General features: G+C 64.0%; 25 protein-coding genes and 1 pseudogene. 12 read left to right on the forward strand and 14 right to left on the reverse strand.

The annotated features are described in order from the left end of the window. Nucleotides 1–10: 10 nt before the first annotated feature. Genes ACFX5Q_RS08820 through ACFX5Q_RS08835 form a run of 4 tightly spaced genes read left to right on the forward strand, consistent with a single transcriptional unit; the run spans nt 11 to nt 3,044 of the window. Complete coding sequence (locus tag ACFX5Q_RS08820; protein WP_404277059.1) at nt 11–940, forward strand: 3-keto-5-aminohexanoate cleavage protein; 930 nt, start codon at nt 11–13, stop codon at nt 938–940. Between the two features lie 41 nt (nt 941–981). Further along, nucleotides 982–1,491 carry a DUF523 domain-containing protein gene (locus tag ACFX5Q_RS08825; protein WP_404277061.1) on the forward strand — a complete coding sequence of 170 codons (510 nt, stop codon included), beginning with the start codon at nt 982–984 and terminating at the stop codon, nt 1,489–1,491. A 3-nt stretch (nt 1,492–1,494) separates the two neighbouring features. Next, complete coding sequence (locus ACFX5Q_RS08830) at nt 1,495–2,016, forward strand: GNAT family N-acetyltransferase (RefSeq protein ID WP_404277063.1); 522 nt, start codon at nt 1,495–1,497, stop codon at nt 2,014–2,016. After that, nucleotides 2,013–3,044, forward strand: coding sequence for a histone deacetylase family protein (locus ACFX5Q_RS08835; protein WP_404277064.1), 1,032 nt, complete (start codon nt 2,013–2,015; stop codon nt 3,042–3,044). The genes ACFX5Q_RS08830 and ACFX5Q_RS08835 overlap by 4 nt, the downstream gene beginning before the upstream one ends. Before the next feature lie 18 nt (nt 3,045–3,062). On the opposite strand, the gene ACFX5Q_RS08840 is transcribed toward ACFX5Q_RS08835, so the two are convergent. The 3 genes from ACFX5Q_RS08840 to ACFX5Q_RS08850 all read right to left on the reverse strand — a co-directional run bounded on the left by ACFX5Q_RS08840 (nt 3,063) and on the right by ACFX5Q_RS08850 (nt 6,046). Continuing rightward, nucleotides 3,063–4,325: a cysteine desulfurase-like protein gene (locus ACFX5Q_RS08840; RefSeq protein ID WP_404277066.1), complete on the reverse strand. Its 1,263-nt coding sequence runs from the start codon at nt 4,323–4,325 to the stop codon at nt 3,063–3,065. Between the two features lie 51 nt (nt 4,326–4,376). After that, nucleotides 4,377–5,444 carry an aldo/keto reductase gene (locus ACFX5Q_RS08845; protein WP_404277068.1) on the reverse strand — a complete coding sequence of 356 codons (1,068 nt, stop codon included), beginning with the start codon at nt 5,442–5,444 and terminating at the stop codon, nt 4,377–4,379. Between the two features lie 134 nt (nt 5,445–5,578). Then, on the reverse strand, nt 5,579–6,046 hold the full coding sequence (locus ACFX5Q_RS08850) for a hypothetical protein (RefSeq protein ID WP_404277069.1): 468 nt from the start codon (nt 6,044–6,046) through the stop codon (nt 5,579–5,581). A 412-nt stretch (nt 6,047–6,458) separates the two neighbouring features. On the opposite strand from ACFX5Q_RS08850, the gene ACFX5Q_RS08855 reads away from it, so the two are divergent. Beyond that, nucleotides 6,459–6,623, forward strand: coding sequence for a DUF1127 domain-containing protein (locus ACFX5Q_RS08855; RefSeq protein WP_006206056.1), 165 nt, complete (start codon nt 6,459–6,461; stop codon nt 6,621–6,623). Nucleotides 6,624–6,665: 42 nt separating this feature from the next. Here the strand turns inward: ACFX5Q_RS08855 and ACFX5Q_RS08860 are convergent, their stop codons facing one another. Further along, complete coding sequence (locus ACFX5Q_RS08860) at nt 6,666–7,187, reverse strand: DUF1993 family protein (protein ID WP_404277071.1); 522 nt, start codon at nt 7,185–7,187, stop codon at nt 6,666–6,668. Between the two features lie 124 nt (nt 7,188–7,311). On the opposite strand from ACFX5Q_RS08860, the gene ACFX5Q_RS08865 reads away from it, so the two are divergent. Further along, nucleotides 7,312–8,361 (forward strand): DUF1176 domain-containing protein, encoded by a 1,050-nt coding sequence (locus ACFX5Q_RS08865; RefSeq protein ID WP_404277072.1) that lies wholly within the window; start codon nt 7,312–7,314, stop codon nt 8,359–8,361. A 22-nt stretch (nt 8,362–8,383) separates the two neighbouring features. Here the strand turns inward: ACFX5Q_RS08865 and ACFX5Q_RS08870 are convergent, their stop codons facing one another. The 7 genes from ACFX5Q_RS08870 to ACFX5Q_RS08900 form a co-directional block, all read right to left on the reverse strand. Continuing rightward, the gene (locus ACFX5Q_RS08870) at nt 8,384–9,238 is read right to left on the reverse strand and encodes an alpha/beta hydrolase (RefSeq protein ID WP_404277139.1); all 855 of its coding nucleotides are present in this window, start codon (nt 9,236–9,238) and stop codon (nt 8,384–8,386) included. Nucleotides 9,239–9,474: 236 nt separating this feature from the next. Further along, entirely contained in the window at nt 9,475–11,085 is a 1,611-nt protein-coding gene (locus ACFX5Q_RS08875) for an NTP transferase domain-containing protein (protein ID WP_404277074.1), read from the reverse strand. Then, nucleotides 11,082–11,786: an XdhC family protein gene (locus ACFX5Q_RS08880; protein ID WP_404277075.1), complete on the reverse strand. Its 705-nt coding sequence runs from the start codon at nt 11,784–11,786 to the stop codon at nt 11,082–11,084. The genes ACFX5Q_RS08875 and ACFX5Q_RS08880 overlap by 4 nt, the downstream gene beginning before the upstream one ends. 5 nt (nt 11,787–11,791) lie before the next feature. Next, nucleotides 11,792–12,130: an XdhC family protein gene (locus ACFX5Q_RS08885; RefSeq protein ID WP_006206050.1), complete on the reverse strand. Its 339-nt coding sequence runs from the start codon at nt 12,128–12,130 to the stop codon at nt 11,792–11,794. A gap of 61 nt (nt 12,131–12,191) precedes the next feature. Further along, nucleotides 12,192–13,442 carry a VWA domain-containing protein gene (locus tag ACFX5Q_RS08890; RefSeq protein ID WP_404277076.1) on the reverse strand — a complete coding sequence of 417 codons (1,251 nt, stop codon included), beginning with the start codon at nt 13,440–13,442 and terminating at the stop codon, nt 12,192–12,194. A 4-nt stretch (nt 13,443–13,446) separates the two neighbouring features. Next, on the reverse strand, nt 13,447–14,376 hold the full coding sequence (locus ACFX5Q_RS08895; protein ID WP_404277077.1) for an AAA family ATPase: 930 nt from the start codon (nt 14,374–14,376) through the stop codon (nt 13,447–13,449). Between the two features lie 33 nt (nt 14,377–14,409). Continuing rightward, on the reverse strand, nt 14,410–14,904 hold the full coding sequence (locus ACFX5Q_RS08900) for a flavin reductase (RefSeq protein ID WP_404277078.1): 495 nt from the start codon (nt 14,902–14,904) through the stop codon (nt 14,410–14,412). A 181-nt stretch (nt 14,905–15,085) separates the two neighbouring features. Here ACFX5Q_RS08900 and ACFX5Q_RS08905 point away from each other — a divergent pair, with 181 nt between their 5' ends. Continuing rightward, nucleotides 15,086–16,156: a branched-chain amino acid ABC transporter substrate-binding protein gene (locus tag ACFX5Q_RS08905; protein ID WP_404277079.1), complete on the forward strand. Its 1,071-nt coding sequence runs from the start codon at nt 15,086–15,088 to the stop codon at nt 16,154–16,156. Beyond that, complete coding sequence (locus tag ACFX5Q_RS08910) at nt 16,156–17,190, forward strand: P1 family peptidase (protein WP_404277080.1); 1,035 nt, start codon at nt 16,156–16,158, stop codon at nt 17,188–17,190. The genes ACFX5Q_RS08905 and ACFX5Q_RS08910 overlap by 1 nt, the downstream gene beginning before the upstream one ends. A 69-nt stretch (nt 17,191–17,259) precedes the next feature. On the opposite strand, the gene ACFX5Q_RS08915 is transcribed toward ACFX5Q_RS08910, so the two are convergent. Further along, a complete protein-coding gene (locus tag ACFX5Q_RS08915; RefSeq protein ID WP_404277081.1) occupies nt 17,260–17,514 on the reverse strand; it encodes a DUF2171 domain-containing protein in 255 nt (84 codons plus the stop codon). Between the two features lie 130 nt (nt 17,515–17,644). On the opposite strand from ACFX5Q_RS08915, the pseudogene ACFX5Q_RS08920 reads away from it, so the two are divergent. The 3 genes and pseudogenes from ACFX5Q_RS08920 to purB all read left to right on the forward strand — a co-directional run bounded on the left by ACFX5Q_RS08920 (nt 17,645) and on the right by purB (nt 20,111). Then, nucleotides 17,645–18,224: pseudogene (locus ACFX5Q_RS08920) on the forward strand (DUF2259 domain-containing protein). Nucleotides 18,225–18,280: 56 nt separating this feature from the next. Beyond that, nucleotides 18,281–18,745 (forward strand): hypothetical protein, encoded by a 465-nt coding sequence (locus ACFX5Q_RS08925; RefSeq protein ID WP_404277082.1) that lies wholly within the window; start codon nt 18,281–18,283, stop codon nt 18,743–18,745. A gap of 58 nt (nt 18,746–18,803) precedes the next feature. Continuing rightward, entirely contained in the window at nt 18,804–20,111 is a 1,308-nt protein-coding gene (purB, locus tag ACFX5Q_RS08930; RefSeq protein WP_404277083.1) for an adenylosuccinate lyase, read from the forward strand. 81 nt (nt 20,112–20,192) lie between these two features. On the opposite strand, the gene ACFX5Q_RS08935 is transcribed toward purB, so the two are convergent. Further along, a complete protein-coding gene (locus tag ACFX5Q_RS08935; protein WP_404277084.1) occupies nt 20,193–21,005 on the reverse strand; it encodes a VOC family protein in 813 nt (270 codons plus the stop codon). 245 nt (nt 21,006–21,250) lie between these two features. Between ACFX5Q_RS08935 and ACFX5Q_RS08940 the strand changes: the two genes are divergently transcribed. Continuing rightward, nucleotides 21,251–21,808 (forward strand): RBBP9/YdeN family alpha/beta hydrolase, encoded by a 558-nt coding sequence (locus ACFX5Q_RS08940; protein ID WP_404277142.1) that lies wholly within the window; start codon nt 21,251–21,253, stop codon nt 21,806–21,808. Between the two features lie 34 nt (nt 21,809–21,842). Here the strand turns inward: ACFX5Q_RS08940 and ACFX5Q_RS08945 are convergent, their stop codons facing one another. Further along, nucleotides 21,843–22,616 (reverse strand): HpcH/HpaI aldolase/citrate lyase family protein, encoded by a 774-nt coding sequence (locus ACFX5Q_RS08945; protein ID WP_404277086.1) that lies wholly within the window; start codon nt 22,614–22,616, stop codon nt 21,843–21,845. Nucleotides 22,617–22,722 lie beyond the last annotated feature (106 nt).

The following is a 22,722-nucleotide window of genomic DNA, read 5'->3' on the forward strand; positions in this document are numbered from 1 at the left end:
GGGACAAAATATGGCGCCGAGGAAAGTCATCATCACCTGCGCCGTCACCGGTTCGGTGCACACGCCGTCCATGTCGCCCTACCTGCCGGTGACGCCGGACCAGATCGCGACGGACGCCATCGCGGCCGCTGAAGCCGGCGCCTCGATCCTGCATCTGCATGCCCGCGATCCCCGAGACGGGCGGCCGACCGCCGATCCGGACGTGTTCATGCAGTTCCTGCCGCGTATCAAGCAGGCGACCGATGCGGTGATCAACATCACTACTGGCGGCTCGTCGCTGATGACGCTCGACCAGCGGCTGGCGGCACCCTTGCGGGCCGAACCCGAAATGTGCTCGCTCAACATGGGCTCGATGAACTTCGCGCTGTTCCCGATGCTCGACAAGCCGAGGGACTGGCAGCACGAGTGGGAGCCGAAGCTGCTGGAAGCCACCCGCGACACGATCTTCAAGAACACCTTCGCCGACATGGAGGGCGTGCTCGAAAAGCTCGGCAAGGGCTGCGGCACCCGCTTCGAGTTCGAATGCTACGATGTCGGCCACCTCTATTCGCTGGCGCATTTCCGCGATCGTGGGCTGGTGTCGGGGCCACTGTTCATCCAGTTCGTGCTCGGCATTTTGGGCGGCATCGGCGCCGACCCCGAAAACCTCGTCCACATGAAGCGCATTGCCGACAAATTGTTCGGCGACAGCTACCAGTTCTCAGTGCTCGCCGCCGGCCGGCACCAGATGCCGCTGATTTCGATCGCGGCGGCAATGGGCGGCAATGTCCGGGTCGGGCTGGAGGACAGTCTCTACGACGGAAGGCAACTGGCGAAGTCGAATGCCGATCAGGTGCTGCGCATCCGTGGCATTCTCGACGGGCTGTCGCTGGAGGTCGCTACACCGGCGGAGGCGCGCGAAATGCTGGCACTGAAGGGCGGCGACCGGGTGGCGTTTTGAGAGCGCACTGGAGGTCGCGCGTGGCAAAGGGAGGAGCTGACATGGAAAGGGTTCTCGTCTCGGCCTGCCTGCTCGGCGGCAAGGTTCGCTATAACGGCTCCTACCGGCTCAACGACCATCCCATACTGGCGCGGTGGCAGGCGGACGGCCGGATCGTGCAAGTCTGCCCGGAAGTCGCCGCAGGTTTTTCCACGCCGCGTCCCCCGGCAGAAATTCGCAGCGCAGGTGACGGCCGCACCGTGCTCCGAGGCCAAGGGCAAGTGGTCGAGCTAACCGGCAACGATGTGACCGACCTTTACCGCGAAGCCGGGCAGATCGCGCTCGATCTCGCCCGCGAAACAGGATGTCGCTATGCAGTTCTAACCGACGGCAGCCCGTCCTGTGGCAGCAGCTTCATCTATGATGGGAGTTTTTCGAGCAACCTGGTGGCCGGTGTTGGCACGACCACCGCATTGCTCGAAGCGAACGGTATTCGCGTCTTTTCAGAAGACCGCATTGGCGAGCTTGATGACCTTTTGACAGGGCCAGGCCCGGCCGGAACCTCGGCCTGATACATGCGAGGGGAGTCCCAAGCCAAGGTCACCGACACCGTCATCCGCCCCGGCCGGGTCGACGACGTCGAAACCATCCATGCCGCGCTGCTGCGCCTCGGCACCCATATCGGCGCGCATCAGGAGATCACCTCGACGCCCGACGACCTGCGTCGCTACGGTTTTGGCGACAAACCCGCCTTCTCCATCCTGATCGCCGAAGTCGGTGGCGAATTCGCGGGGCTGTGCCTGCATTTCCCGATCTTCTCGACCTGGATGGGCCGCCCCGGCGTCTATGTGCAGGACCTCTACGTCGAGGACCGCTTTCGCGGCCGCAGGATCGGCGAGCGCCTCCTGCGTCGTGTCGCGCGAGACTGCCGGAAGGACGGCGGCGTCTATCTCAGGCTGTCCGTCGACACCGACAATGAAACCGCCAAGACCTTTTACGAAAGGCTGGGAATTGCCTGGTCGGACTACGAACAGGTGCAGAAGATCGTTGGCGAGGCTTTCTTCGCTTTTGCCGATGCGCCGGAGGACGAACGATGAAGGCTTTCTACGCCGAGGAGCAAAAACGCCACGACCCCAAGGCGTTCCTCTCCAGCGGGGCTCAGCAACCCAACCCGGAAAAGCCGGAGCGGGTCGAGCGCTTGTTAGCCGGCGCAAAAGCTGCCGGCTTGACGATCGAGCGGCCACGGAATCATGGGCTTGGACCGATTGCCGCGGTGCATACACCCGAATATCTCGACTTTCTCGAGCATATCTTCGGCCGCTGGCAGCGTATCGAGGGCGCCTCGGCGGAAGTGATCCCCAACATCCATCCGATCACGCGAACCGGCTCTTATCCGGCCTCGGCGGTCGGCCAGGCCGGCTACCATATGGCCGACACCGCCTGCCCGATCTCAGGCGAGACCTGGCAGAGCGCTCTGTGGAGCGCCTGGAGCGCGGTCGAGGCCTCCGAAGCGGTCATGGCGGGTGCGCCATCAGCCTATGCGCTCTGCCGCCCGCCCGGCCACCATGCCTTTGCCGATGTTGCCGGCGGCTTCTGCTTCATCAATAATTCGGCAGTCGCCGCGCAGACATTGCGCAGAAGCGCCGCGCGGGTGGCGATCCTCGACGTCGACTTGCATCACGGCAACGGCACCCAAGGCATCTTCTATGCGCGGCCGGACGTGCTTACTGTCTCGCTGCATGCCGATCCGGTGCGCTTTTATCCGTTCTTCTGGGGCCATGCCGACGAGCGCGGCGAAGGGCCCGGCCTCGGCTATAATCTGAACCTGCCGCTGCCCAGGAAATCCGGGGATTCGGTATTCCTCGAAGCTTTGGCCATCGCCTTCCAGCGCATCCGCGCCTTTTCGCCCGACGTGCTGGTGGTGGCGCTCGGGCTCGACGCCTTCGAAGGCGATCCTTTCGGCGGACTGTCGGTGACGACGCCTGGATTCTCGCTCATCGGTGAGGCCATTGCCGGGTTCGGTCTGCCGACGGTCATCGTGCAGGAAGGCGGCTATCTCTGCGAGGAACTCGGCGACAATCTCACCGCCTTCCTGACCGGATTTGGCGGCGGCAAGAAGCGATAGCTCTAGCCTATAGGCGCTTCAGGACCGCTCTTGCCGCAGCATGGCAACCCGATGCACGCTCTCCAGCGTCTCGTCGATTTCGGCCGCCGTATTGTAGTCGGCGATGCCGATGCGCACCACGCCCTCCTCAGCCGGAATGCCCAGTTGGTGGACGATCTCCCAGGCATAATTGTGCCCGGACCAGAGGAAGATGTTTCCGGCATTCATCTGCCGCACGATCGTCTCCGGCACCATGCCCGCGACGGTGAAGGAGACCGTCGGCACCCGCTCGCCGACCCGCGCCGGGTCGGTGATGCCGTGGATGCTCAGGCCCTCGATATCCGACAGCCCATCGATCAGCTTTTGCGCCAGCACGTTCTCATAGGCGATCGACAGGTCGAACGCCTTGGCGATCCTGGCACGCCGTGACCCGCTTTCGCCTTCCGCAGCACCTAGCTCGGCAAAATAGTCGACGGCGGCCGTGAGGCCGGCCATCAACTCGATCTGCGGCGTGCCGAGCTCGAATCGCTCCGGCAGGCCGTCGGACGAACAGCGGCATTTGTACGGTTTCAGCGCATCGATGACGTCGCGCCGGCCCCAAAGAATGCCCATATGCGGGCCGAAGAATTTGTAGGCCGAGCAGGCCAGGAAATCGCAGCCGAGACTTTGCACGTCGACCAGCCCGTGCGGTGCGAACTGCACGGCGTCGACATAGACCAGCGCGCCGGCCTGTTTGGCGATCGCGGTCAGCGCCTTCACCCGGTTGATCGAGCCGGTGAGATTGGAGGCGTAGTTCAGCGCGACGAGCCGCGTCTTGTCGCTGAGCAGAGCGCTCAGCGCCGCTTCCTCGACCTGCCAGCTTCGCTCATCGAAAGCCAGCCAGCGCACGACCAGCCCAAGATCCTCGGCCAGCTGCAACCAGGGCGAGACGTTGCCCTCGTGATCCATGCGGGTCAGGATGATCTCGTCGCCTGGCTTCATGGTACGGCCCAGCGTGCGTGACATGTGGTAGGTCAGCGTCGTCATGTTGGCGCCGATGATGATCTCTTGCGGGCTCGCGGCCCCTAGGAAATCGGCCATCGCCGCATGCGCGTCGTCGACGACCTGTTGCGCCGCGACAGTCGTTTCGAAGAAGCCGCCGAGATTGGCATTGGTAGTCAAAAGGCAGCGCGACACCGCATCGGCGACCGCTTGCGGCACCTGCGTGCCGGCCGGGTTGTCGAGATAGACGCGCCGGCGGCCTCCGTCCGTCAGGGACAGTGCTGGAAATCTTTTCCGTACGGCCTCGATCGGAAAATTCATCACCGTCCCCTTCCCTTTGTTATTGTTTGACAATTCCTGAAAGCGGCTTGCCTACGGGCACGGGTTGCCGACGCGCTGGTGGATGGCGTCGACTGCCTTCTGCATCTCCTCGGTCCAGGTCACGTCGACCGAAGACAGCGCCATTTCGAGCTGCCAGATGGCGGTGGCGCCGATGATGTTGGAGGTGACGAAGGGCCGGCTCGAAACATAGGCATTGGCGAACAGCGCCGGCTCCAGACCGAACGAGCGCGCCAGCTTGTTGTACTCGAGCTGAGCCTCCGCGGCATTCGGCGTCTCGTAGCGCTGGCCGCGATTGAAAAGCTGCGAGCGCGAGCCCTGCGGTCGCGCGCCGTGATCGTATTTGCCGGTCAGATAACCTTGCGCCAGCGGCGAATACGGCAGCAGCGAAACCTGCTCGCGCTCGCAGACTTCGGCTAGATTCACCTCGAATGTGCGGTTCACGAGATTGTAGGCGTTCTGCACCGAGGCGACGCGCGGACCGATCCCCTTGTCGGCCTCGGCGATGAAGCGCATGACGCCCCAGGAGCTTTCGTTCGACAGGCCGAAATGGCGGATTTTTCCTGCCTTCACCAATTCATCGAAGACGGCGAGCGTCTCGGCGATCGGCGTTTCCCCTGTCGGCGCACCGAAGGAATCGGCACGCGGCGCCACCGCCCCGATGCGGTTCGGATTGGCGCCCCACGGCACATCGCGCTCCGGCCAATGGATCTGGTAGAGATCGAGGTAGTCGGTGCCGAGCTTGGTCAGCGATTTTTCAACTGCATCGAAAATATCGGCGCGCACCAGCTTCGACGGCCGGTCGCCGCGAAACCATGTGTTGGCGGTTCGGCCGACCACTTTCGAGGCAAGGATGACCTTGTCGCGATTGCCGTTGGCCTTCATCCAGCTGCCGATGATCTTCTCGGTACGGCCTTGCGTCTCCGCCTTGGGCGGGATCGGGTAGAGCTCGGCGGTGTCGATGAAATTGACGCCTCGCGAAAAGGCGAGGTCCATCTGGGCATGGCCATCGGCCTCCGTGTTCTGCTGGCCCCAGGTCATCGACCCCAGGCAGATTTGCGACACAAGAAGATCGGTCCGACCGAGACGGCGTTTGTGCATGGACTATTTTCTCCGACGGGAAAGCTTTGCGCGCGGTGGCGCGGGGGAGGACGCCCCAGCATAGAGCAAAGCAGCGCCGTTCTCCAAGCTCTGGCGGTCAGGCAAGGCCGAACTTTTGCGGAAACTGAAGCGTATCAGCGCCTTGCGCCGGCCAGGGCGCGCCGCTTGGCCTCGTCGATCAGCATGTTGGCCACCTGCATGCGGATCATGGCGCGCGGGCGCAGATGCGGCGCGACACGATCGGGATGGTTGGCGAAGGCAAAGCTGCGGCGCATGCGGCCGAAATCGGCACCCTTTGCGGGCTGATCGAGGCCAAGTTCGGCGGCAATCGCTTCGGGATCGATCGGCGGCAACTTTTCCTCAGGCTTTGCTGCTTCGCCGGCGAGCGCGAGCTTTGCCTGGTCGAGCAAGGCGGCGAATTCGGCGGCGAGATCAGCGCCTGCTTCGCGATACTCGGCCGCGAACGTGTCGCCGGAAACCTTGATGCGGCCGGAATGAAGCTCGTCCGCCACCGACAGATAGTCGAACGGGATGGACGGCCGTGCACCGGCCTCCTCGCTTGCCTCGTCCTTGTCGGAGGCGACGAAGAGGTCGTCGAGCAAGGAGGCGAAATCCCGCTTGGCGCCGATGTCAGCCTCCCTCTGTGTTGAGCATGCGCATGCGATTGAGACGGTCGCACCTTAAAACCGGCTCGTTAAAAATGAATGCCATCGATCTTAACGAGTTTAGGCGTTCGCCAGGCTGACCACGCGAACATGTTTCCCTTCAGACGGCCCGAAATGAAAAGCCGGACTGCATTTTCATGCAGCCCGGAAGTTCGCCAGGAGTGGCGAGGAAAAGCCGGCCATGTACCGGCGACGAAGCGTACGGTCGTAAAGACCGAGAAGTTTCACGAAAATATCGATTATCACGAAAAAAATCGAAGCGACATGGCTGCCATGCAAATGCTGCACTGCACAATCTTCATAATTCTCCTATATTAGCGGTTGTGGAGGATCAACAAGGGGCTGATTCATGGGGTTCTTCACTGAAATGTTCGCTCGTCCGCGGCCGCAGGACCATCCGCGTTATCGCGCGGCACTGGCATTGCTGAACGCGATGAGCAATGCAGACCGCGCCGATATCGGCATCAAGCCGGCCGACTTCCCGCGCATCGCGCGCGAAATGTCCATGCGCTGAACAGGTCGGAGCATGAAGGTTTCCCGGTCGCTCCGGGAAACCTCAAGAGCCTGACCGCTCAACGATTCCGAGGAACATCGCCTTGCTCAGTGGCACGCCATTGTGGCGCAGGATGTCGTAGGCGGTGGTGACGTGGAAATAGAAATTGGGCATGGCGGCGTGCAGAAGGTACTGCAGGCCGGGCATCGAAATCTCGCGTCCCCCAAGCCTCAGTTCGATCACCCTTTCATCCGAACCCTCCAGATCGGCGGCCGAGAACGTCGCCAGATGGTCTGTTGTCTTGGCGATTCGCGCCTGGAGGTCGGCGAAGCTCGCCTCATTGTCTTCGTATTTCGGCACCTCGCGGCCGGCGAGCCGCGACGGCGCACCCTTGGCATGGTCGGTGGCGATCTGCACCTGTCTCGTCAGCGCGAACATGTCCGGCGCCAGCCTTGATGTCAGAAACACCTGCGGGTCGATCTTGCGATCCACTGCATTCTGCTCGGCCGTCGACAATATATTGGACAGCGCCTTCAGCCGGGCCGAGAACACCGCCACGGATGCTTCGTACATCGATATTGTCACTTGGATCTCCTATGCGGCATGAACACCGACGGCGGCAGGTAGCGCCTTCGGGCATGACATTTCAAGCGTCACCGCGTCGCCGCAATCGGCATGGTAGAATTTCCCCATCGACTGGAGATTCCCGATGAGAAGCGTCCTTTTCGCCGCGACCGCTTTTTTCTCCCTTGCCGCCATCAGCCAGACGGCATTCGCCGAAGATGTACCCTATGTCGACGACCGGTCGGACGCCGCTGCGGTCATCCGTTCGCTCTACAGCGCCATCAACCGGCATGAATTTGCCCGCGCCTGGGACTATTATGGCGATACCAAGCCGGCAAAGGATTTTGATACATTCGTCAAAGGCTATGACGGCACCGACAAGGTCGATGTCAAAACCGGCGCCGCCTCCAGTGACGGCGCTGCCGGCAGCATTTTCTACAATGTGCCGGTTGCCATCCAGGCCACCGACAAGAACGGCGAAGCAAAGGTCTTCGCAGGCTGCTACACGCTGCGCCAAGTCAACGCCGAGGTCCAGGAGCCGCCGTTCCGGCCGATCCTCATCGACAAGGGTGCGCTGAAACCCTCCACGGCCAATTTCCAGGACGCCGTGCCGGCAAGCTGCGGCGATGGCCCGCCGCCGCCGAAGCAGGACACGGTGCTGGAACAGGCCAAAAGGGCCTTCGTCGCCACCTATGGCGACCAGTGCGACAAGCAAACCCCGGACGGCAAGCCGACAACCGAGCCGGATGCATACAGCCTGCACTACAAGGATGCGAATGCCGGCGCCGACGCACCCGAACGCGAGACGCGGCTGTTCCGCTTCTTCTGCTCGATGGCTGCCTACAATGAAAGCGCGGTCTATTACATCGCTGATGACGTCATGGGCGTCAGGCAGTTGCAGTTCGCCTCGCCGGAACTCGACATCCGCTATGAAAACAACAACAGCGAAGGCAAGGTCGAGGCAGTCCACATCATCGGCTTCCAGACCGACGACCAGCTGGTCAATTCCGATTATGACGACAACACCAGGACGATCACGTCGATGAACAAATGGCGTGGCGTCGGCGACGCTTCGTCGACCGGCACCTATCTGTTCCGCAACGGCAATTTCTCGCTGGTGCAATATGATGTCGACGCATCGTATGACGGCGAAATCAACCCGCAGACCATTCTGGATTACAACACAGCGCCTTGAACGAGATCCGCGATGGCGCAGATCAACGCGCCTTGGTGAGCATCCAGTTGAGCGTGCCGCGCCAGTCGGTCATACGGATCGGCGTACCGTGGGTGCCGGTCTCGAAGCGGACGAAGCGGGTCGGATAGGGATAGGCCTTCGACCTGGCGATAATGGAGCGGAAGAAGGCTTCCTGCTTCTCCACGGGAAATACCGGATCCTTGCTGCCCTGACCGAAGAAGACCGGAACGTGACGCCTGAAGGCGGGGCTCGACAAGAAACTCTCATCCCATAGCGAGCCGAGCAGCAGCAGCCCGTCGATGCGCCGGCCGGTGTCGTTGCGGGCGGCAAGTTTCCAGCACAGCGAGCCGCCCATCGAGCCGCAGGCGACGAAGATTTTCGCTACCGGCGATTTCTCTGCATAGTGGTCGATGAGCGCCGCCACCTGTGCCGCGCCGGTGTCGCCGAAATCGGTGAAATCCGGGCTGAGATAAAGGCCGCCATTGCCGGCCATCAGGTTCTTGAGGCGATTGAAATTGCCGCCGAAGGTGAAGTCGTCGGCGCCTTGCTTACGGCTGCCGCCCTGCCCGTGCAGGTAGAGCACGATGATGCCCGCGCCCTCGGTCTTGCCGACGGCGATGTGCCTGACATCGCCGGCGTCGGTCTTCAGCATCAGGTCCTGCTGCACCTTGCGTACGCCGGTGTCGGTGTACTCCGCATGCACCCGCCGCTCCGGCACCTCGTCACGGGCATTGATGTCACGCATTTCGCGGTAGTCGATGACCGTATAGGCGCCGTTGTCGGCGGAGGAGAGCGTCGCCGGATAGGCGAAGAGATCGTCCTTGAAGGGTTTTAGTTCGAGCGCGTCGGCATGGGCGGCGGAAAACAGGAAAAATATCGAGACCAGAAGGGCATGGAGCGCGACCGCCCCCCTCTGACCTGCCGGCCATCTCCCCCTCAAGGGGGGAGATTGAATCCCACTCCGGCTTTCGCCAATCTCCAAGGCTGCATGATGGGCGCCGCCATTGAAGCTGCCAATCTCCCCCCTTGAGGGGGAGATGGCCGGCAGGCCAGAGGGGGGTGCGACGGTACGAATAGCCATGCCCAAGGCATGCGTTTTTCGGCTTCGGTTTGTCAATCCTGCAGCACGCCGCCGGCGCCTTCCAGCGCCTCGCGGGTGTCGACGTCGACAGCCGCCCCTTCGCCGATCTCGACATCGACGACATCAAGCCCTTCAGCCTCGACCAGATGGCGAGCGCCAGTGTCGCCTTCGAGATGCGCTATGGCCGGAAACAGTGACCGCGGCAGCAGCACCGGATTGCCGCGCCTGCCATCGTGGGTGGCGCGCACCACCGAGCGGCCACCGGATTTGCGGAATGCGTCGATCAGCCTGTCGAGATCGGCCGATGAGACGCCCGGCATGTCGCCGAGAACGATCATGGCGCCGGCAGCGTCGCCCGCAACCCATGCGATGCCGGCCTTCAACGAAGACGACAGGCCATCGGCGAAATCCGGATTGTCGGCCAGCGTGACATCGAGGCCGGACAAGGCGGCGCGTACCCGCTCGTGCTGGTGGCCAGTAACGACGATGGTGTTCGCGGCCAGCGAGCCGAGCGCACGCTCGGCGGCGCGGCGCACCAGCGGCTTGCCATCGAACAACGCCAGGAGCTTGTTCGGCCCGCCCATGCGGCTGGAGCGGCCGGCGGCCAGAAGCACGATATCGACCCTCAACTCGGCTCTTGCCGGCAGCGGCTCGCGCGGCTGCGGCCTGGTCGGGATTTCCATCAGCAGCCCGCCGACACCCATGCCGGCGATGTCGCCGGCCGTCACGTCGAGGCCGGCGATCAACCGGTCGAGAACCCAGTCGAAGCCGTTCTCCTTGGGGCTGCGGGCGCAGCCGGGCGCGCCGATGACGCGCTTGCCGTCAAGCGTGCCGAGCACCAGCAGATTGCCGGGATCGACGGGCATGCCCGCGCGGACGACAGTACCTCCGGCGTGTTCGATCGCTGCCGGAACGACATCGGCGAAGTCGCTCATCGCCGAAGCGCCGAAGATCACCACCATATCGTTGTCGCGCGCCAGCGAGGCCATGGCCTCCGCGACCGGCGCGATTTCGTGCGGCGTGCGGCGTTCCGCCGTCAGACGACCGCCCGAGCGTGCCAGCCGCGCCTCGGTGACGCGGAGCGTCTTGTCGAGCACGCTCGGCTTGACGCCGGGCAGCACGGTCTGGATGACGCCGACGCGCACCGGCCGGTAGGCGTTGACGGCGAAGATCTCGCCGCTGGTGCAGATGCCTGCCACCTTGTCGACCAGGGCGGCGGCAACGGCGAAGGGGATGATCTTCACCGTCGCCACCATCTGGCCCTTCTCGACCGGCGCGTGCTGCGCCAGCGTGGCGATGGTGATGGTCGGGTCGACGGCGTTGATGGCATCGATCATCGCCGCGTCGACGGTGAAGACACCGGCCGTCTCGGCATGGAGGTTGACCCGGCCGGTCGCGGCGGGCTTCGCTTCGATGTTGCGATGGCTCATGCTGGCGGCGATCATTTCAGCCGCCGCATCCTCGCCGAGATCATCGGCGGCCAACACCGCTGCGACGACCTCGTTTATCCCGGCGGCCTTCAGCGCCGACACATCGTCGACGCTCAGCCTGTGCGCCTTGCGAAAACGCCGCTCGCCGGCCGTGGTGGCGTGCGCCAGCACCGCACCTTCCGCCTGATCGATCGGAACCGGACCGAATTTCACGCCACCGCGCCTTTGCTCTCCAGGCCGCGCGAGCGAAAGGCGTGAATCGCTTGCGCCAGCACGGCGACGGCGATCTCGGCCGGGCTCGCAGCACCGATGTCGAGGCCGATCGGCGCGTGAATGCGGGCGATCTGGTCGGCGGTCACGCCCAATGCCAGCAGGCGCTCGACACGCTTGGCGTGCGTCTTGCGGCTGCCAAGCGCGCCAACATAGAAGCAATTGGCGTCGAGTGCTGCCTTCAGAGCGAAATCGTCGATCTTGGGGTCATGGGTGACGGCGGCGAGCGCCGTGTAACTGTCCAACGGCTGGCGCGCGAGCACATCCTCCGGCCATTCGGCATGCAGCGCGACATCTGGAAAGCGGTCCGACGTGGCGAAGGCGGTGCGCGGATCGATGATCTCGACCGGATAGCCGGCGATCTTCGCCATCGGCGCCAAGGCCTGGCTGATATGCACGGCGCCGATCACCACCAGGCGCGGCTGCGGCAGATGGGCGTTGAGAAAGAAGGTTCGCCCCTCGGCCTCGACCGAACCGGAATTGCCGGTGCGAAACGCCCTGGCGATCGCCGCTCCCAAATCACCTGCGACTTGGTCGCCTTCGCGCACGATGCGATCGCGCCCGTCACCAAGGTCGGTGACCAGGATCGCCGCACGGCGGGCGCGGCGTTCGGCATTCAATGTCTTGAGCGCGTACGGATCCATAAGGCTCAGCCCAGGCGTTCCACATAGACCTTGATGCGGCCGCCGCAGGACAGGCCGACCTGCCAGGCGGTTTCGTCGGCGACGCCGAACTCGAGCATCTTCGCCTTGCCAGAGCCGATGACGTCGATCGCCTCGGTCACCACCGCGCCCTCGACGCAGCCGCCCGAGACCGAGCCATGGAAATTGCCGTCCGCGTCGATGACCAGATGGCTGCCGACAGGACGCGGCGCCGAACCCCAGGTTTCTACCACGGTAGCGATGGCGACATCCTTGCCGTCCTTCATCCAGCCCTCCGCGATGATCAGGGGATCGCGGGCCTCATCGAGATAGATGCTGTTTTCCATGATCGTTTCTCTTGAAGTCTGTTTTTCTCTGAAAGTCTGTTTCTAGATAGGCAACATATGGCTATGCGGCGCGCCTGGCGCCAGCGTCCAGCCAGCGGCGCGGATCGACCGAGCCGGCCGACTTCTTGTCCAGCGAGGCGCAGAGATCGGCCAGCGCATCGAGGTTGTGCGCCGAGCGGAATTCGTCGACATGCGGCAGCATCGCCTTGACGCCGCGGGCGCGCGCCTCGAAGCCGTCGAAGCGCAGCAGCGGGTTCAGCCAGATCAGCCGCCGGCAGGATTTGTGCAGGCGCTCCATCTCCTCCGACAGGCCGGCTACATCGTCGCGCTCAAGCCCGTCGGTGATCAGAAGCACCACCGCGCCCTGTCCCAATACACGGCGTGACCACAGGCGGTTGAACTCGGCCAGCGTGTCGCCGATGCGGGTGCCGCCCGACCAGTCCTTCACCGCCGCCGAACAATCGGCAAGTGCCTGGTCGGGATCGCGATGGCGCATCTGCCGCGTCAGATTGGTCAGCCTGGTGCCGAACACGAAGGCGTGTACGCGCCGGCGCTTTTCCGTCAGCGCATGCAGAAAGTGCAAAAAAATGCGCGTGTACTGGCTCATCGATCCGGAAATATCGGCCAGCACCACCAGCGGCGGATGGACCTCGCGGGCGGAGCGGAATTTCGGCAGGATCAGCTCGCCACCGGTGCGCGCGGCCGAGCGCATCGTGGCGCGCGGATCGACACGGCGGCCATGCGCATCGGCCTTGAAGCGCCGTGTTCTGACCATGTCGAAGGGCAGCCGCAACTGAGCGATCGCCTTCTTGGCATCGGCCATCTCGACGGCGTCCATCTGGGCAAAGTCCTTGCCGCGCAGCACCTCGTTGCCGGAGAAGGTGAAACGGGCGTCGACCTCGATCTCCGGGATTTCCTGCACCGGCTGGTTCTTCTGATGACCCTCGAACATCGCCTGGCTGACGCGGTTTTCGGCGGCGCGTGGCTTCTGCTTCTTTTTGACGTCCGGGGCAACGGGTGAAAACATCGCCAGCATCTTTTCGATCAGCTCGCGCGATTTCCAGAACAGCCGGAAGGCTTCGTCGAAGGTCGGATGATCCTCGTGCCTGGAAACCAGCACGGCATGCAGTGTCCAGTAGAAATCGTCGCGCGACCCGATGCCGGCGGCGAGCATCGCCTCGATCGCGTCCTTGACCGAGGCCGGTCCGACCCGCATGCCGGCCTTGCGCAAGGTGCGGGCGAAATAGACGATGTTGTCGGCGATCCGCCCGTCCACTGTCGCCTCTCCGGGGTCGGGACGCGGCGCCTTCATTGCTCTACTCCGCCGCCGCGAGCTCGGCCTTGACCTCGTCGAGGATACGCCGGCCCTCGCCCGCGCCGATGCGGGCAATGTCGTCCTGGTATTTCAACAGCACGCCGATCGTGTCGGACACGGTTTCGGGATCGAGCGCTACCTTGTCGAGCTCGGTCAGCGCGCCGGCCCAGTCGATGGTCTCGGCAACGCCCGGCGCCTTGAACAGTTCGACCTGGCGCAGCTTCTGGATGAACGACACCACTTCGGCCGAAAGCCGGCTGTTGGCCTGCGGCACCTTCCTGTGCACGATCTCGAGCTCGCGCTCGGCATTGGGATAGTCGACCCAGTGGTAGAGGCAGCGCCGCTTCAGCGCGTCGTGGATCTCGCGGGTGCGATTGGTGGTGATGATGACGATCGGCGGCTCTTCCGCCCTGATCGTGCCGAGTTCCGGCACCGTCACCTGGAAATCGGAAAGGATCTCGAGCAGGAACGCCTCGAAGGCCTCGTCGGTGCGGTCGAGCTCATCGATCAGGAACACCGGCGCCGCACCCGCCTTGCCCGTCAGCGCATCGAGCACCGGGCGGCGGATCAGGTATTTTTCGGAGAATACATTGCGCTCCATGTCGGAGCGTACGACCTTGCCGGCCGCCTCCTCCATGCGGATCTCGATCATCTGCGCGGCATAGTTCCACTCATAGACGGCGGAAGAGACGTCGAGCCCTTCATAGCATTGCAGGCGGATCAGCCGGCGGCCGAGCGCCTGCGCCAGCACCTTGGCGATCTCAGTCTTGCCGACGCCGGCCTCGCCTTCGAGGAACAGCGGCCGCTGCATGCGCAGCGATAAAAACAGCACGGTTGCTAGCGACCGATCCGCCACATAGTCCGCGCCGGTCAGGAGATCGAGCGTCTCGTCGATCGTCCGCGGCGCCGGGCGCGGTTTCAGCTCGGTCATCCTGTCTCCGTGGCTGCGGCCCATTCAGAGCCTCTAGAGCGCGTGATAGGCGCGGTCGTGATAGATCAGCGGCCGCAAATTATCGCCGATGCGCAGGCCTGTCACCTTGCCAAAAAGCACACGGTGGGTGGCCAGATCCTTGGTGTCGAACAGCTCGCAGTCGAACACGGCGAGTGCACCCTTCAAGGTCGGCGCGCCGGTCGAGATGACATCCCACTCGCCGAGCGCGAAACGCTCCTCGACCGGCAGTCCGGTCATGCCGGAAAACCCGATCGACAGCGGTTCCTGGTGCGAAGCCAGCGTATTCAATGCGAATCTGCCGTTTTTCACGAAAGGCTCGTTCTTGGGATTCTCGCGGTTGAGGCAGACAAGGACCGTTGGCGGCGTGTCCGACACCGAACAGGCCGCGATGACCGTCGCACCACGCCTGCCGGCGGGGCCGTCGGTGGTCACCACATGGACGTGGCCGGCAAAATGCGCCATCGCGTCGCGATAGGCCTGCGGCCCGATGTCGTTCTTCTTCAGCACTGATGATTTTCCACAAGTCGAAACCCGATCGTTATATATGGCGGCATACGGCATGCCACAAGCGAAGTGCTTGACCCACATCCCGAAATTCGCGTGTTGCACCCGGGACGAGCAGCCTTTAGGTCTTGGCGGGAAGAGGCGCCGGGAGCATGCATCCGGCACGGAGGAATTCTTCGTCAGAATGCGACCCTGGACAGCGACGATAGCGGCACTGCTCTGGCTGCTCCCTGCAGGTGTCAGCGCCCAGACACTGCTTGTCGGCGTCGCCGCACCTCTGTCTGGCCCGTCTGAGATCCTCGGCAAGCAGATCGAGGCCGGGGCCAGCCTTGCGGCCGAGGCTGATGGTGCCGAAATCAAGACGGTCGACGATGCCTGCACGGCCGACGGCGGCGCTGCCGCCGCACGCGACTTCGCCGCCGCGAAAGTCAGCGTGGTCGTCGGCTTTCTCTGCACCGAAGCGATCGAGGCGGCGCTGCCGATCCTCAAGGACGCCGGCATACCGATCATCACCGTCGGCGTGCGCACCGAAAGCCTGACCGACCGGCGCGCCAAGACCGGCTGGCCGGTCTATCGGCTCGGCCCGCGCGGCGACGACGAGCGCAATGCCGTCGCCACCATCCTTACCAAGCTCTGGCAGAAGGAGCTTTTCGCCATCGTCGACGACGGCACCATCTACGGCCGCGAGATCGCCGAGACGCTAAGGGCAGCAGCCGAGCAGGCGAGGCTGAAACCGGTGTTCGTCGACACGTTCCGGCCGCAGCTCGACAACCAGATCGGGCTGATCGGCCGGCTGAAGAAGTCAGGCGCGACGCATGTCTTCGCCGGCGGCGACGGCGACGACATAGCCATCATGGGCCGCGATGCCGGCCAGCTCGATGCCGGCATGACCTTTGCCGGCGGCGAGAATATGCGCACGCCGCCGGGCGACGGACCCTATGCGGCGGGTACGCTGATGATCGCCCCGCCCGAATGGGCCGATGTCGCCGACCCCAAGGTGCTCGAGGCATTCACTGCAAAGAGTATCATTCCAGAAGGTTACGCGCTGCCCGCCTATGCGGCGGTCGAGATCGCCAGGGCGGCCGTGGCGGCGGCCGAAACCTCCGGCAAACCGCTGGCGGAGCTGCTCACCGCGCATGACTTCACCACTGCGATCGGGCCGGTCCGTTTCGACGAAAAGGGCGATCTCAGCCAGAACCCCTACCGCGCCTTCCGTTTCGACGGGACGCGTTTCGTGCCTTTCGAGACGCAGTGATGTTCCGCACCGGCCCGCGCAACCTGATCACCGATGTCGCCGGCCTGCGCGTCGGCAATGCCGCCGACGCCAGGCTGAAGTCGGGCGTGACCGCCCTGCTTTGCGACGAACCGGCGGTGGCCGGCGTGCAGGTGCTGGGCGGCGCACCCGGCACGCGCGAGACCGACCTGCTCGAGCCGCAGAATTCCATCGAGGCGATCCATGCCGTTGTGCTCTCGGGCGGCTCGGCCTTTGGGCTCGATGCCGCATCCGGCGTGCAGGCGGCCTTGCGCGAGAGGAACATCGGCGTCGAGGTCGGCGGCTTTCGCGTGCCGATCGTGCCGGCGGCGATCCTGTTCGACCTGCGCAATGGCGGGGACAAGGACTGGGGCCGCTATCCGCCCTACCGCGAGCTCGGCTACGAAGCCGCCCAGGCCGCCGCGGCCGACTTTGCCCTCGGCACGGCTGGCGCCGGCACCGGCGCGCAGACGTCAGGGCTGAAGGGCGGACTCGGTTCGGCTTCACTGCTGCTGGAAAGCGGCGTCACCATCGGCGCGCTCGCCGCCGTCAACCCGACCGGCTCGGTGACCGTCGGGCCAAGCCGGCACTTCTGGGCGGCACCTTTCGAGATCGGCGACGAGTTCGGCGGGCTTGGCTATCCCTCGCCGATGCCGGAAGACGCAAGACGGATCCTGTTGAAGTTCCGCGACCGGAAGTTCATCGGAAAGGATAGCGAGAGGCAGGTGGAGACCGGCGGCAACACCACCATCGCCGTGATCGCCACGGACGCCGTCCTCACCAAGGCCGCCGCCAAGCGTCTGGCGATATCGGCGCATGACGGCTTCGTGCGCGCCATCTGGCCGACGCACACGCCGGCCGATGGCGATCTGGTGTTCGCTCTGGCGACCGGCAGGAGCGGCATTCAGCTTTCAGCCAACGACGCCATCGACCTCTATGCGGCGGCCGGCGCCACCATGGCGCGTGCCATCAGCCGCGGTGTGCATGCCGCCACGCCAGCCGACGGCGATCTGTTTCCGGTCTGGTCGTCGCGCTAAGACAATTCCAGGAAAGTGCGCAGCGGTTTTCCGTCCGGAATTGCGTAAAACAAATGCGCGCCGGCGCATTCAGACTGGGTCGGACTTTTCTTCCTCGAAGGTCACCGCGACATCCGAATTGGCCGACAGCCATACTTTCTTGCCGTCGACTTCGGCGACAAGGCTCAAGGGAATATAGTGATGATGTCCCTTGTGGGTGCCCTCGCCGCTATCGGCTTTTGTCAGCTTGATCCGCTTTCCCTCGACCTTGTCGACGGTGCCGACATAGACGCCATCGGCGCCGACCACTTCCATATGCTCGCGAATTTTGCTGGCGTCGGTCATGATGCTTCTCCATTAGGCTGCCGACAATAACAATCGACCGCCCGATTGGATGCATCGCCATCGCCCCGGCACGTCCTGTTCACCATGACGTGATAGGGGTGTCCAATCCTTTCAGCTGGAGCGAAAGCCAATGCGAATTCCTGTTCTGATCGGCGCCTGGCTGGTCGCGCAGCTCGCAGTCACCATCCCCGCCAGTGCCGGCGATGTCGCCGAGCTTGAAATCCTCGGCTTCACCAAGGATGGCGGCGTCTTCGCCTTCGAGGAGTATGGCGTCCAGGACGGATCGGGATTCCCCTATGCCAATCGCTACTACATCGACATCAATGACGACACATTCCTGAAGGGCACTCCGATCAAGGTTCGGCTCGACGACGAGAACGCCACGCTCGAGGCGGCGCGCCTGCAGGCCCGCCAGAAAGGCGAAGCGATCGTCAGCCAAGCGGAGCTCACCGCCAATCGCGGCATCACCGCCGGCTTCAACCCGGTGACCGAACTCTCGGCCGAAGGCGAAGGATGGCGACCAAACGCATCTGTTGCATGAGGACAAATCGATTCCCCAAAGCCGAGGCTGCCCGAACGGCTACCAGATCGGTGCGGTGCAGACATTCTCGCTCGACAGTCTCAGCGCCTATGCCGTGCTGATCGCTGTCCGGCAATACGGCTTCGAAGGGCCGGATTTTCGCTGGATCGCGGTGACCGGCCGCCTGTGACACCGCTTCCTCAACCCACCATGCGCATTCGCACCCGAGGCCGTCTGCGGAGCGCCTTGCCATCGCTGCGCACTGCACTTCTCGGCGCCGTGTTGTGGGGCGTGACGATGGGCGCCAGCGCGTTGATCAATCTCCTGCTGGACGATTGGGAAACGCCGGCCAAGATCCGCTTTGTGTCGCTGCTCTATGCCGCTGGTGGCGTTCTGGCATTCCCGGTCGGCCTGTTTCTGGCGCGGCTTGTTTCGCGAGGCCGGCACTGGGAGGTTGCGCTTGCCGCTGCCTTCGTCTGTCTGCTCGCCGCGACGCTCGCCTTCACCGGCGCGCTGTTTGCCCTGCAGTACCGTTCCTACTATGCCGAATGGCATGCGCCGGCATTCACCATCACCTGGGCATTCGAGCTGGTGTTCACGGGATTGACCGCGCTGTACCAGTTCGTCGTTCTCGGCATCCGGCTCTATTTTCCGCTCGGTTTCGCGGCACTGGCTGTCGCCAGTGTCTGGTTTGCGCGGCAGCGGCGTTGAGCATTCGGCCAGCCTCTGTTAGGACGCGGGCGAATCCCTCGTATGTCAGGACTGACCGATGATCCCTCGCTATTCCCGGCCGGAAATGGTCGCCATCTGGTCGCCCGAAACCCGCTTCCGCATCTGGTTCGAGATCGAGGCCTATGCCTGCGACGCGCTCGCCGAACTTGGCGTCATTCCGAAGGAAGCCGCGAAAACCATCTGGGAAAAGGGCGGTGCCGCGAAATTCGACGTCGAGGCGATCGACGAGATCGAACGCGTCACCAAGCATGACGTCATCGCTTTCCTGACCCATCTCGGCGAATTCGTCGGACCGGATGCCCGCTTCATCCACCAGGGCATGACTTCGTCGGACGTGCTCGACACCTGTTTTGCCGTGCAATTGACCCGCGCCAGCGACATCCTGCTCGCCGACATCGACGGGCTGCTCGCCGCACTCAAGCGCCGCGCCTTCGAACACAAGGACACGGTCACCATCGGCCGCAGCCACGGCATCCATGCCGAGCCGACGACCTTCGGCGTCAAGCTGGCGCAAGCCTATGCCGAATTCGCGCGCTGCCGCGAGCGGCTGGTGCATGCGCGCGAAGACATCGCTACCTGCGCCATCTCGGGCGCGGTCGGCACTTTCGCCAACATCGATCCCTATGTCGAAGAGCATGTGGCGAAAAAGCTTGGGCTGAAGCCGGAGCCGGTGTCGACGCAGGTGATCCCGCGCGATCGCCACGCCATGTTCTTTGCCACGCTCGGTGTCATCGCCTCGTCGATCGAGCGGCTGGCGATCGAAATCCGCCATCTCCAGCGCACCGAGGTGCTGGAGGCGGAGGAGTATTTCTCGCCGGGACAAAAAGGCTCGTCGGCGATGCCGCACAAGCGCAACCCGGTGCTGACCGAAAACCTCACCGGCCTGGCCCGCATGGTGCGCGCCTTCGCGCTGCCGGCGATGGAGAATGTGGCGCTCTGGCACGAGCGCGACATTTCGCATTCCTCGGTCGAGCGCATGATCGGGCCGGACGCCACGGTGACGCTCGATTTCGCGCTGTCGCGGCTGACCAGCGTCGTCGACAAGCTGTTGGTCTATCCCGACAACATGCTGAAGAACATGAACAAGTTCCGCGGCCTGGTGCATTCGCAGCGCGTGCTCCTGGCGCTGACCCAGGCCGGCGTCAGCCGCGAGGACGCCTACCGGCTGGTGCAGCGCAACGCCATGAAGGTGTGGGAACAAGGCGCTGATTTCCTTGAGGAGCTTTTGGCCGACAAGGAGGTCACGGCTGCCTTGCCCGAAGCCGAGATCCGCGAAAAGTTCGACCTCGGCTACCACACCAAGCATGTCGACACGATCTTCAAGCGGGTGTTTGGAGAGGCCTGAGCGTTCGAGCAGACATTCGCAAAAAAGCCCGCCTGACGTTGTCGGCGGGCTTTTTTGGTTCGGTCGTCGATCAGGCGATGGTCAGGCTTTGCCGGGAACGGTCCGGATCACTGTGCCCCACGGATCCTCGCGGGTCGTTTCACTAGCAATATTGTCCGATCGCATCTCGACCCAGGCCAGGCCCGAGAGGGCGGGATCGCGGCGGCCGGCGCCGGAACTCTGCCAGGCATTGGCGCCGATGTGGTGGTGATAGCCGCCTGACGACAGGAATACCGCCTGGCCGCCATACTTCGCCACAGTGTCGAAGCCGAATTCCTGGTTCCACCAGGCCTCGGCCTCTTCCGGCCGGCCGACGCGCAGATGCACATGGCCGACAATGCTGTTTTCCGGTGCGCCCTGCCATCCCGCGTCGTCGACCGGAACGTCGGCGACAACGGACGGAATGTTCAGCCGCTCGGTCGCCATGGCGATCTTGTCGCCGTTCCACTTCCAGTCCTGCGGCTGGCGGTCGGCATAGATCTCGATGCCGTTGCCCTCGGGGTCGGTCAGGTACAGCGCCTCGCTGACCAGATGGTCCGATGCGCCCTCGATGCCGATCTTGTTGGCGATGGCATGGTTGATCCAGCGGCCAAGGTCTGCCCGGCTGGGCAGCAGGAAGGCCGTGTGGAACAGGCCGGCGCTACGCGGATCGTCGGGCTTCGCCGCCGCATCCGGCTCGATGACGAGCAACGGGCGATTGGCGGCGCCCAGCGTGATCGCGCCGTCGGCGCGGCTCAATTCCTGCAGGCCGACGACCTGACGATAGTAGGCAGCCAGGCTTTCGGCGTCGCGCGCCTTCAACCCGACGCGGGAAACGCTCACCGGGGTGGTGGCGGCAAAAGGCAGTTCGCTCATCATTGACTCCGTTCGGGCGGCGCTCGTCGAAGCTCCGAAAGCCAGAAGCCCGGCGCCACCGATGATTGTACGTCGTGTCAGTGCCAAAATCCCGGTCCTTCACGGCTGCTTGTTGTCCCATGTCAGATCGTCGATCGCGATCGTTCACACAAGATGGCAAGAAGCGAACAAGGTGTTCACTATTGTGATCGCCAACGTCATTCGAGATGGTTGCACCCGGCATCGGCGCTCGCTACATGCGCGCCATGAAGGTCAAGGACGCAGATATTCTCATCGTGCCGGGTTACACCAATTCCGGCCCAGAGCATTGGCAGAGCCGCTGGCAGTCGAAACTGTCGACGGCGCGCCGGGTCGAGCAGGCGGAATGGTCGAAGCCGGTGCGCGAGGACTGGACGGCGAATGTTGCCAAGGCGGTCAACGAGGCCGAACGGCCGGTCGTAATCGTCGCGCATTCGCTGGGCGTCGCGACAGCAGTCCAGGCGATGCCGCAGTTCCAGCGGCCGGTCGCCGGTGCCTTTTTCGTGGCGCCGCCCGACGTTGCAAACCCTGATATCAGGCCGAGGCACCTGATGACCTTCGGCCCCTACCCGCGCGAGCCCCTGACCTTCCCCTCGGTGGTAATCGCCAGCCGCAACGATCCCTTCTGCGCCTTCGACGTCGCAGAGGACATTGCCGGGGCTTGGGGCTCATTGTTCATCGACGCCGGCGATGCCGGCCATCTCAATGCGGATTCCGGCTTCGGCCCGTGGCCGGAGGGCTCGATGACCTTCGCCAAATTCCTGACCGATCTCAAAGAGCCCTGAGGCGCGTCAGACAGCGCTTGGCGCGCCCGCGCCGTCAGTTGCCGATCGAATCCCGCATGCTCTTCAGCAAGGTCTTGGCGCCGAGCGCGATCAGCGCATGATCCGAGCCCATGGCCAGCAGCCGGTAGCCCATCGCCACCACGCGGCCGGCGACGGCCGGCTCGATGACGTAGATCGCGGCATGCTTGCCGGCCTTGCGTGTGCGTTCGGCGATCGAGGCGACCGTCTCCATCATGCTTTCCAGCGTCGAATTGACGGTGGCGCCGTTCGACCAGGCGATCGAGAAATCCGACGGGCCGACGAAGATGCCGTCGATGCCTGGCGTGTCGAGGATGCCGTCGAGCGCCTCGAAGGCGGCGCGCGTTTCGACCATCGCAAACGCCATGGTGCGCTGGTTGGAGTCGCGCAGCCATTCGGCATGGTCGCCCTTGCCGTGGCGCGGGAAGGCGTAGGTCGGGCCCCAGGAGCGCTCACCCATTGGCGGGTATTTCATGGCGGCAGCGAAAAGCCTGGCATCGGCCACCGAATTCACCATCGGCGCGATCACCGCCTCAGCGCCGAAATCGAGCGCCCGGCTCGCCATGTCGAAACGGCCGACCGGGATGCGCACCAGCGCCGGCTTGTAGGCGGCGAGCACCGGCACCAGGCCGCGCAGCACGCTGTCCTCGTGATGGCCGCCATGCTGCATGTCGAGCGTGACGGCATCGAAGCCCTGTTTGGCGACGATCTCCACCGTGAGCGCATCCGGCACTCCGGACCATGCGGTGAACAGCGTTTCATCCGCCGCAAGGCGTGATTTCAGGGACATCAGCTCTTTCCTTGTTAGCAATCGCAGTTTCAGCCGGAAACGGCGGCAAAGGCAAAGAAAAACCGCCCGGCTGGGCCGGGCGGTCGATTGGTCCAGATAAAGGCTC

Origin of the sequence: Mesorhizobium sp. IMUNJ 23033 (assembly GCF_044778005.1) — a bacterium.
GTDB lineage: Bacteria > Pseudomonadota > Alphaproteobacteria > Rhizobiales > Rhizobiaceae > Mesorhizobium > Mesorhizobium amorphae_A.

Coding starts and splice junctions, on each gene's coding strand:
- ACFX5Q_RS08845 (WP_404277068.1), bottom strand. CDS start 5,444: ATGCACAAACGCCGTCTCGGTCGGACCGATCTTCTTGTGTCGCAAATC.
- ACFX5Q_RS08885 (WP_006206050.1), bottom strand. CDS start 12,130: ATGGAAAACAGCATCTATCTCGATGAGGCCCGCGATCCCCTGATCATC.
- ACFX5Q_RS08855 (WP_006206056.1), top strand. CDS start 6,459: ATGGGGTTCTTCACTGAAATGTTCGCTCGTCCGCGGCCGCAGGACCAT.
- ACFX5Q_RS08935 (WP_404277084.1), bottom strand. CDS start 21,005: ATGAGCGAACTGCCTTTTGCCGCCACCACCCCGGTGAGCGTTTCCCGC.
- ACFX5Q_RS08890 (WP_404277076.1), bottom strand. CDS start 13,442: ATGAAGGCGCCGCGTCCCGACCCCGGAGAGGCGACAGTGGACGGGCGG.
- ACFX5Q_RS08940 (WP_404277142.1), top strand. CDS start 21,251: ATGAAGGTCAAGGACGCAGATATTCTCATCGTGCCGGGTTACACCAAT.
- ACFX5Q_RS08905 (WP_404277079.1), top strand. CDS start 15,086: ATGCGACCCTGGACAGCGACGATAGCGGCACTGCTCTGGCTGCTCCCT.
- ACFX5Q_RS08835 (WP_404277064.1), top strand. CDS start 2,013: ATGAAGGCTTTCTACGCCGAGGAGCAAAAACGCCACGACCCCAAGGCG.
- ACFX5Q_RS08895 (WP_404277077.1), bottom strand. CDS start 14,376: ATGACCGAGCTGAAACCGCGCCCGGCGCCGCGGACGATCGACGAGACG.
- ACFX5Q_RS08865 (WP_404277072.1), top strand. CDS start 7,312: ATGAGAAGCGTCCTTTTCGCCGCGACCGCTTTTTTCTCCCTTGCCGCC.
- ACFX5Q_RS08830 (WP_404277063.1), top strand. CDS start 1,495: ATGCGAGGGGAGTCCCAAGCCAAGGTCACCGACACCGTCATCCGCCCC.
- ACFX5Q_RS08910 (WP_404277080.1), top strand. CDS start 16,156: ATGTTCCGCACCGGCCCGCGCAACCTGATCACCGATGTCGCCGGCCTG.
- ACFX5Q_RS08915 (WP_404277081.1), bottom strand. CDS start 17,514: ATGACCGACGCCAGCAAAATTCGCGAGCATATGGAAGTGGTCGGCGCC.
- ACFX5Q_RS08825 (WP_404277061.1), top strand. CDS start 982: ATGGAAAGGGTTCTCGTCTCGGCCTGCCTGCTCGGCGGCAAGGTTCGC.
- ACFX5Q_RS08840 (WP_404277066.1), bottom strand. CDS start 4,325: ATGAATTTTCCGATCGAGGCCGTACGGAAAAGATTTCCAGCACTGTCC.
- ACFX5Q_RS08880 (WP_404277075.1), bottom strand. CDS start 11,786: ATGGATCCGTACGCGCTCAAGACATTGAATGCCGAACGCCGCGCCCGC.
- ACFX5Q_RS08945 (WP_404277086.1), bottom strand. CDS start 22,616: ATGTCCCTGAAATCACGCCTTGCGGCGGATGAAACGCTGTTCACCGCA.
- ACFX5Q_RS08820 (WP_404277059.1), top strand. CDS start 11: ATGGCGCCGAGGAAAGTCATCATCACCTGCGCCGTCACCGGTTCGGTG.
- purB (WP_404277083.1), top strand. CDS start 18,804: ATGATCCCTCGCTATTCCCGGCCGGAAATGGTCGCCATCTGGTCGCCC.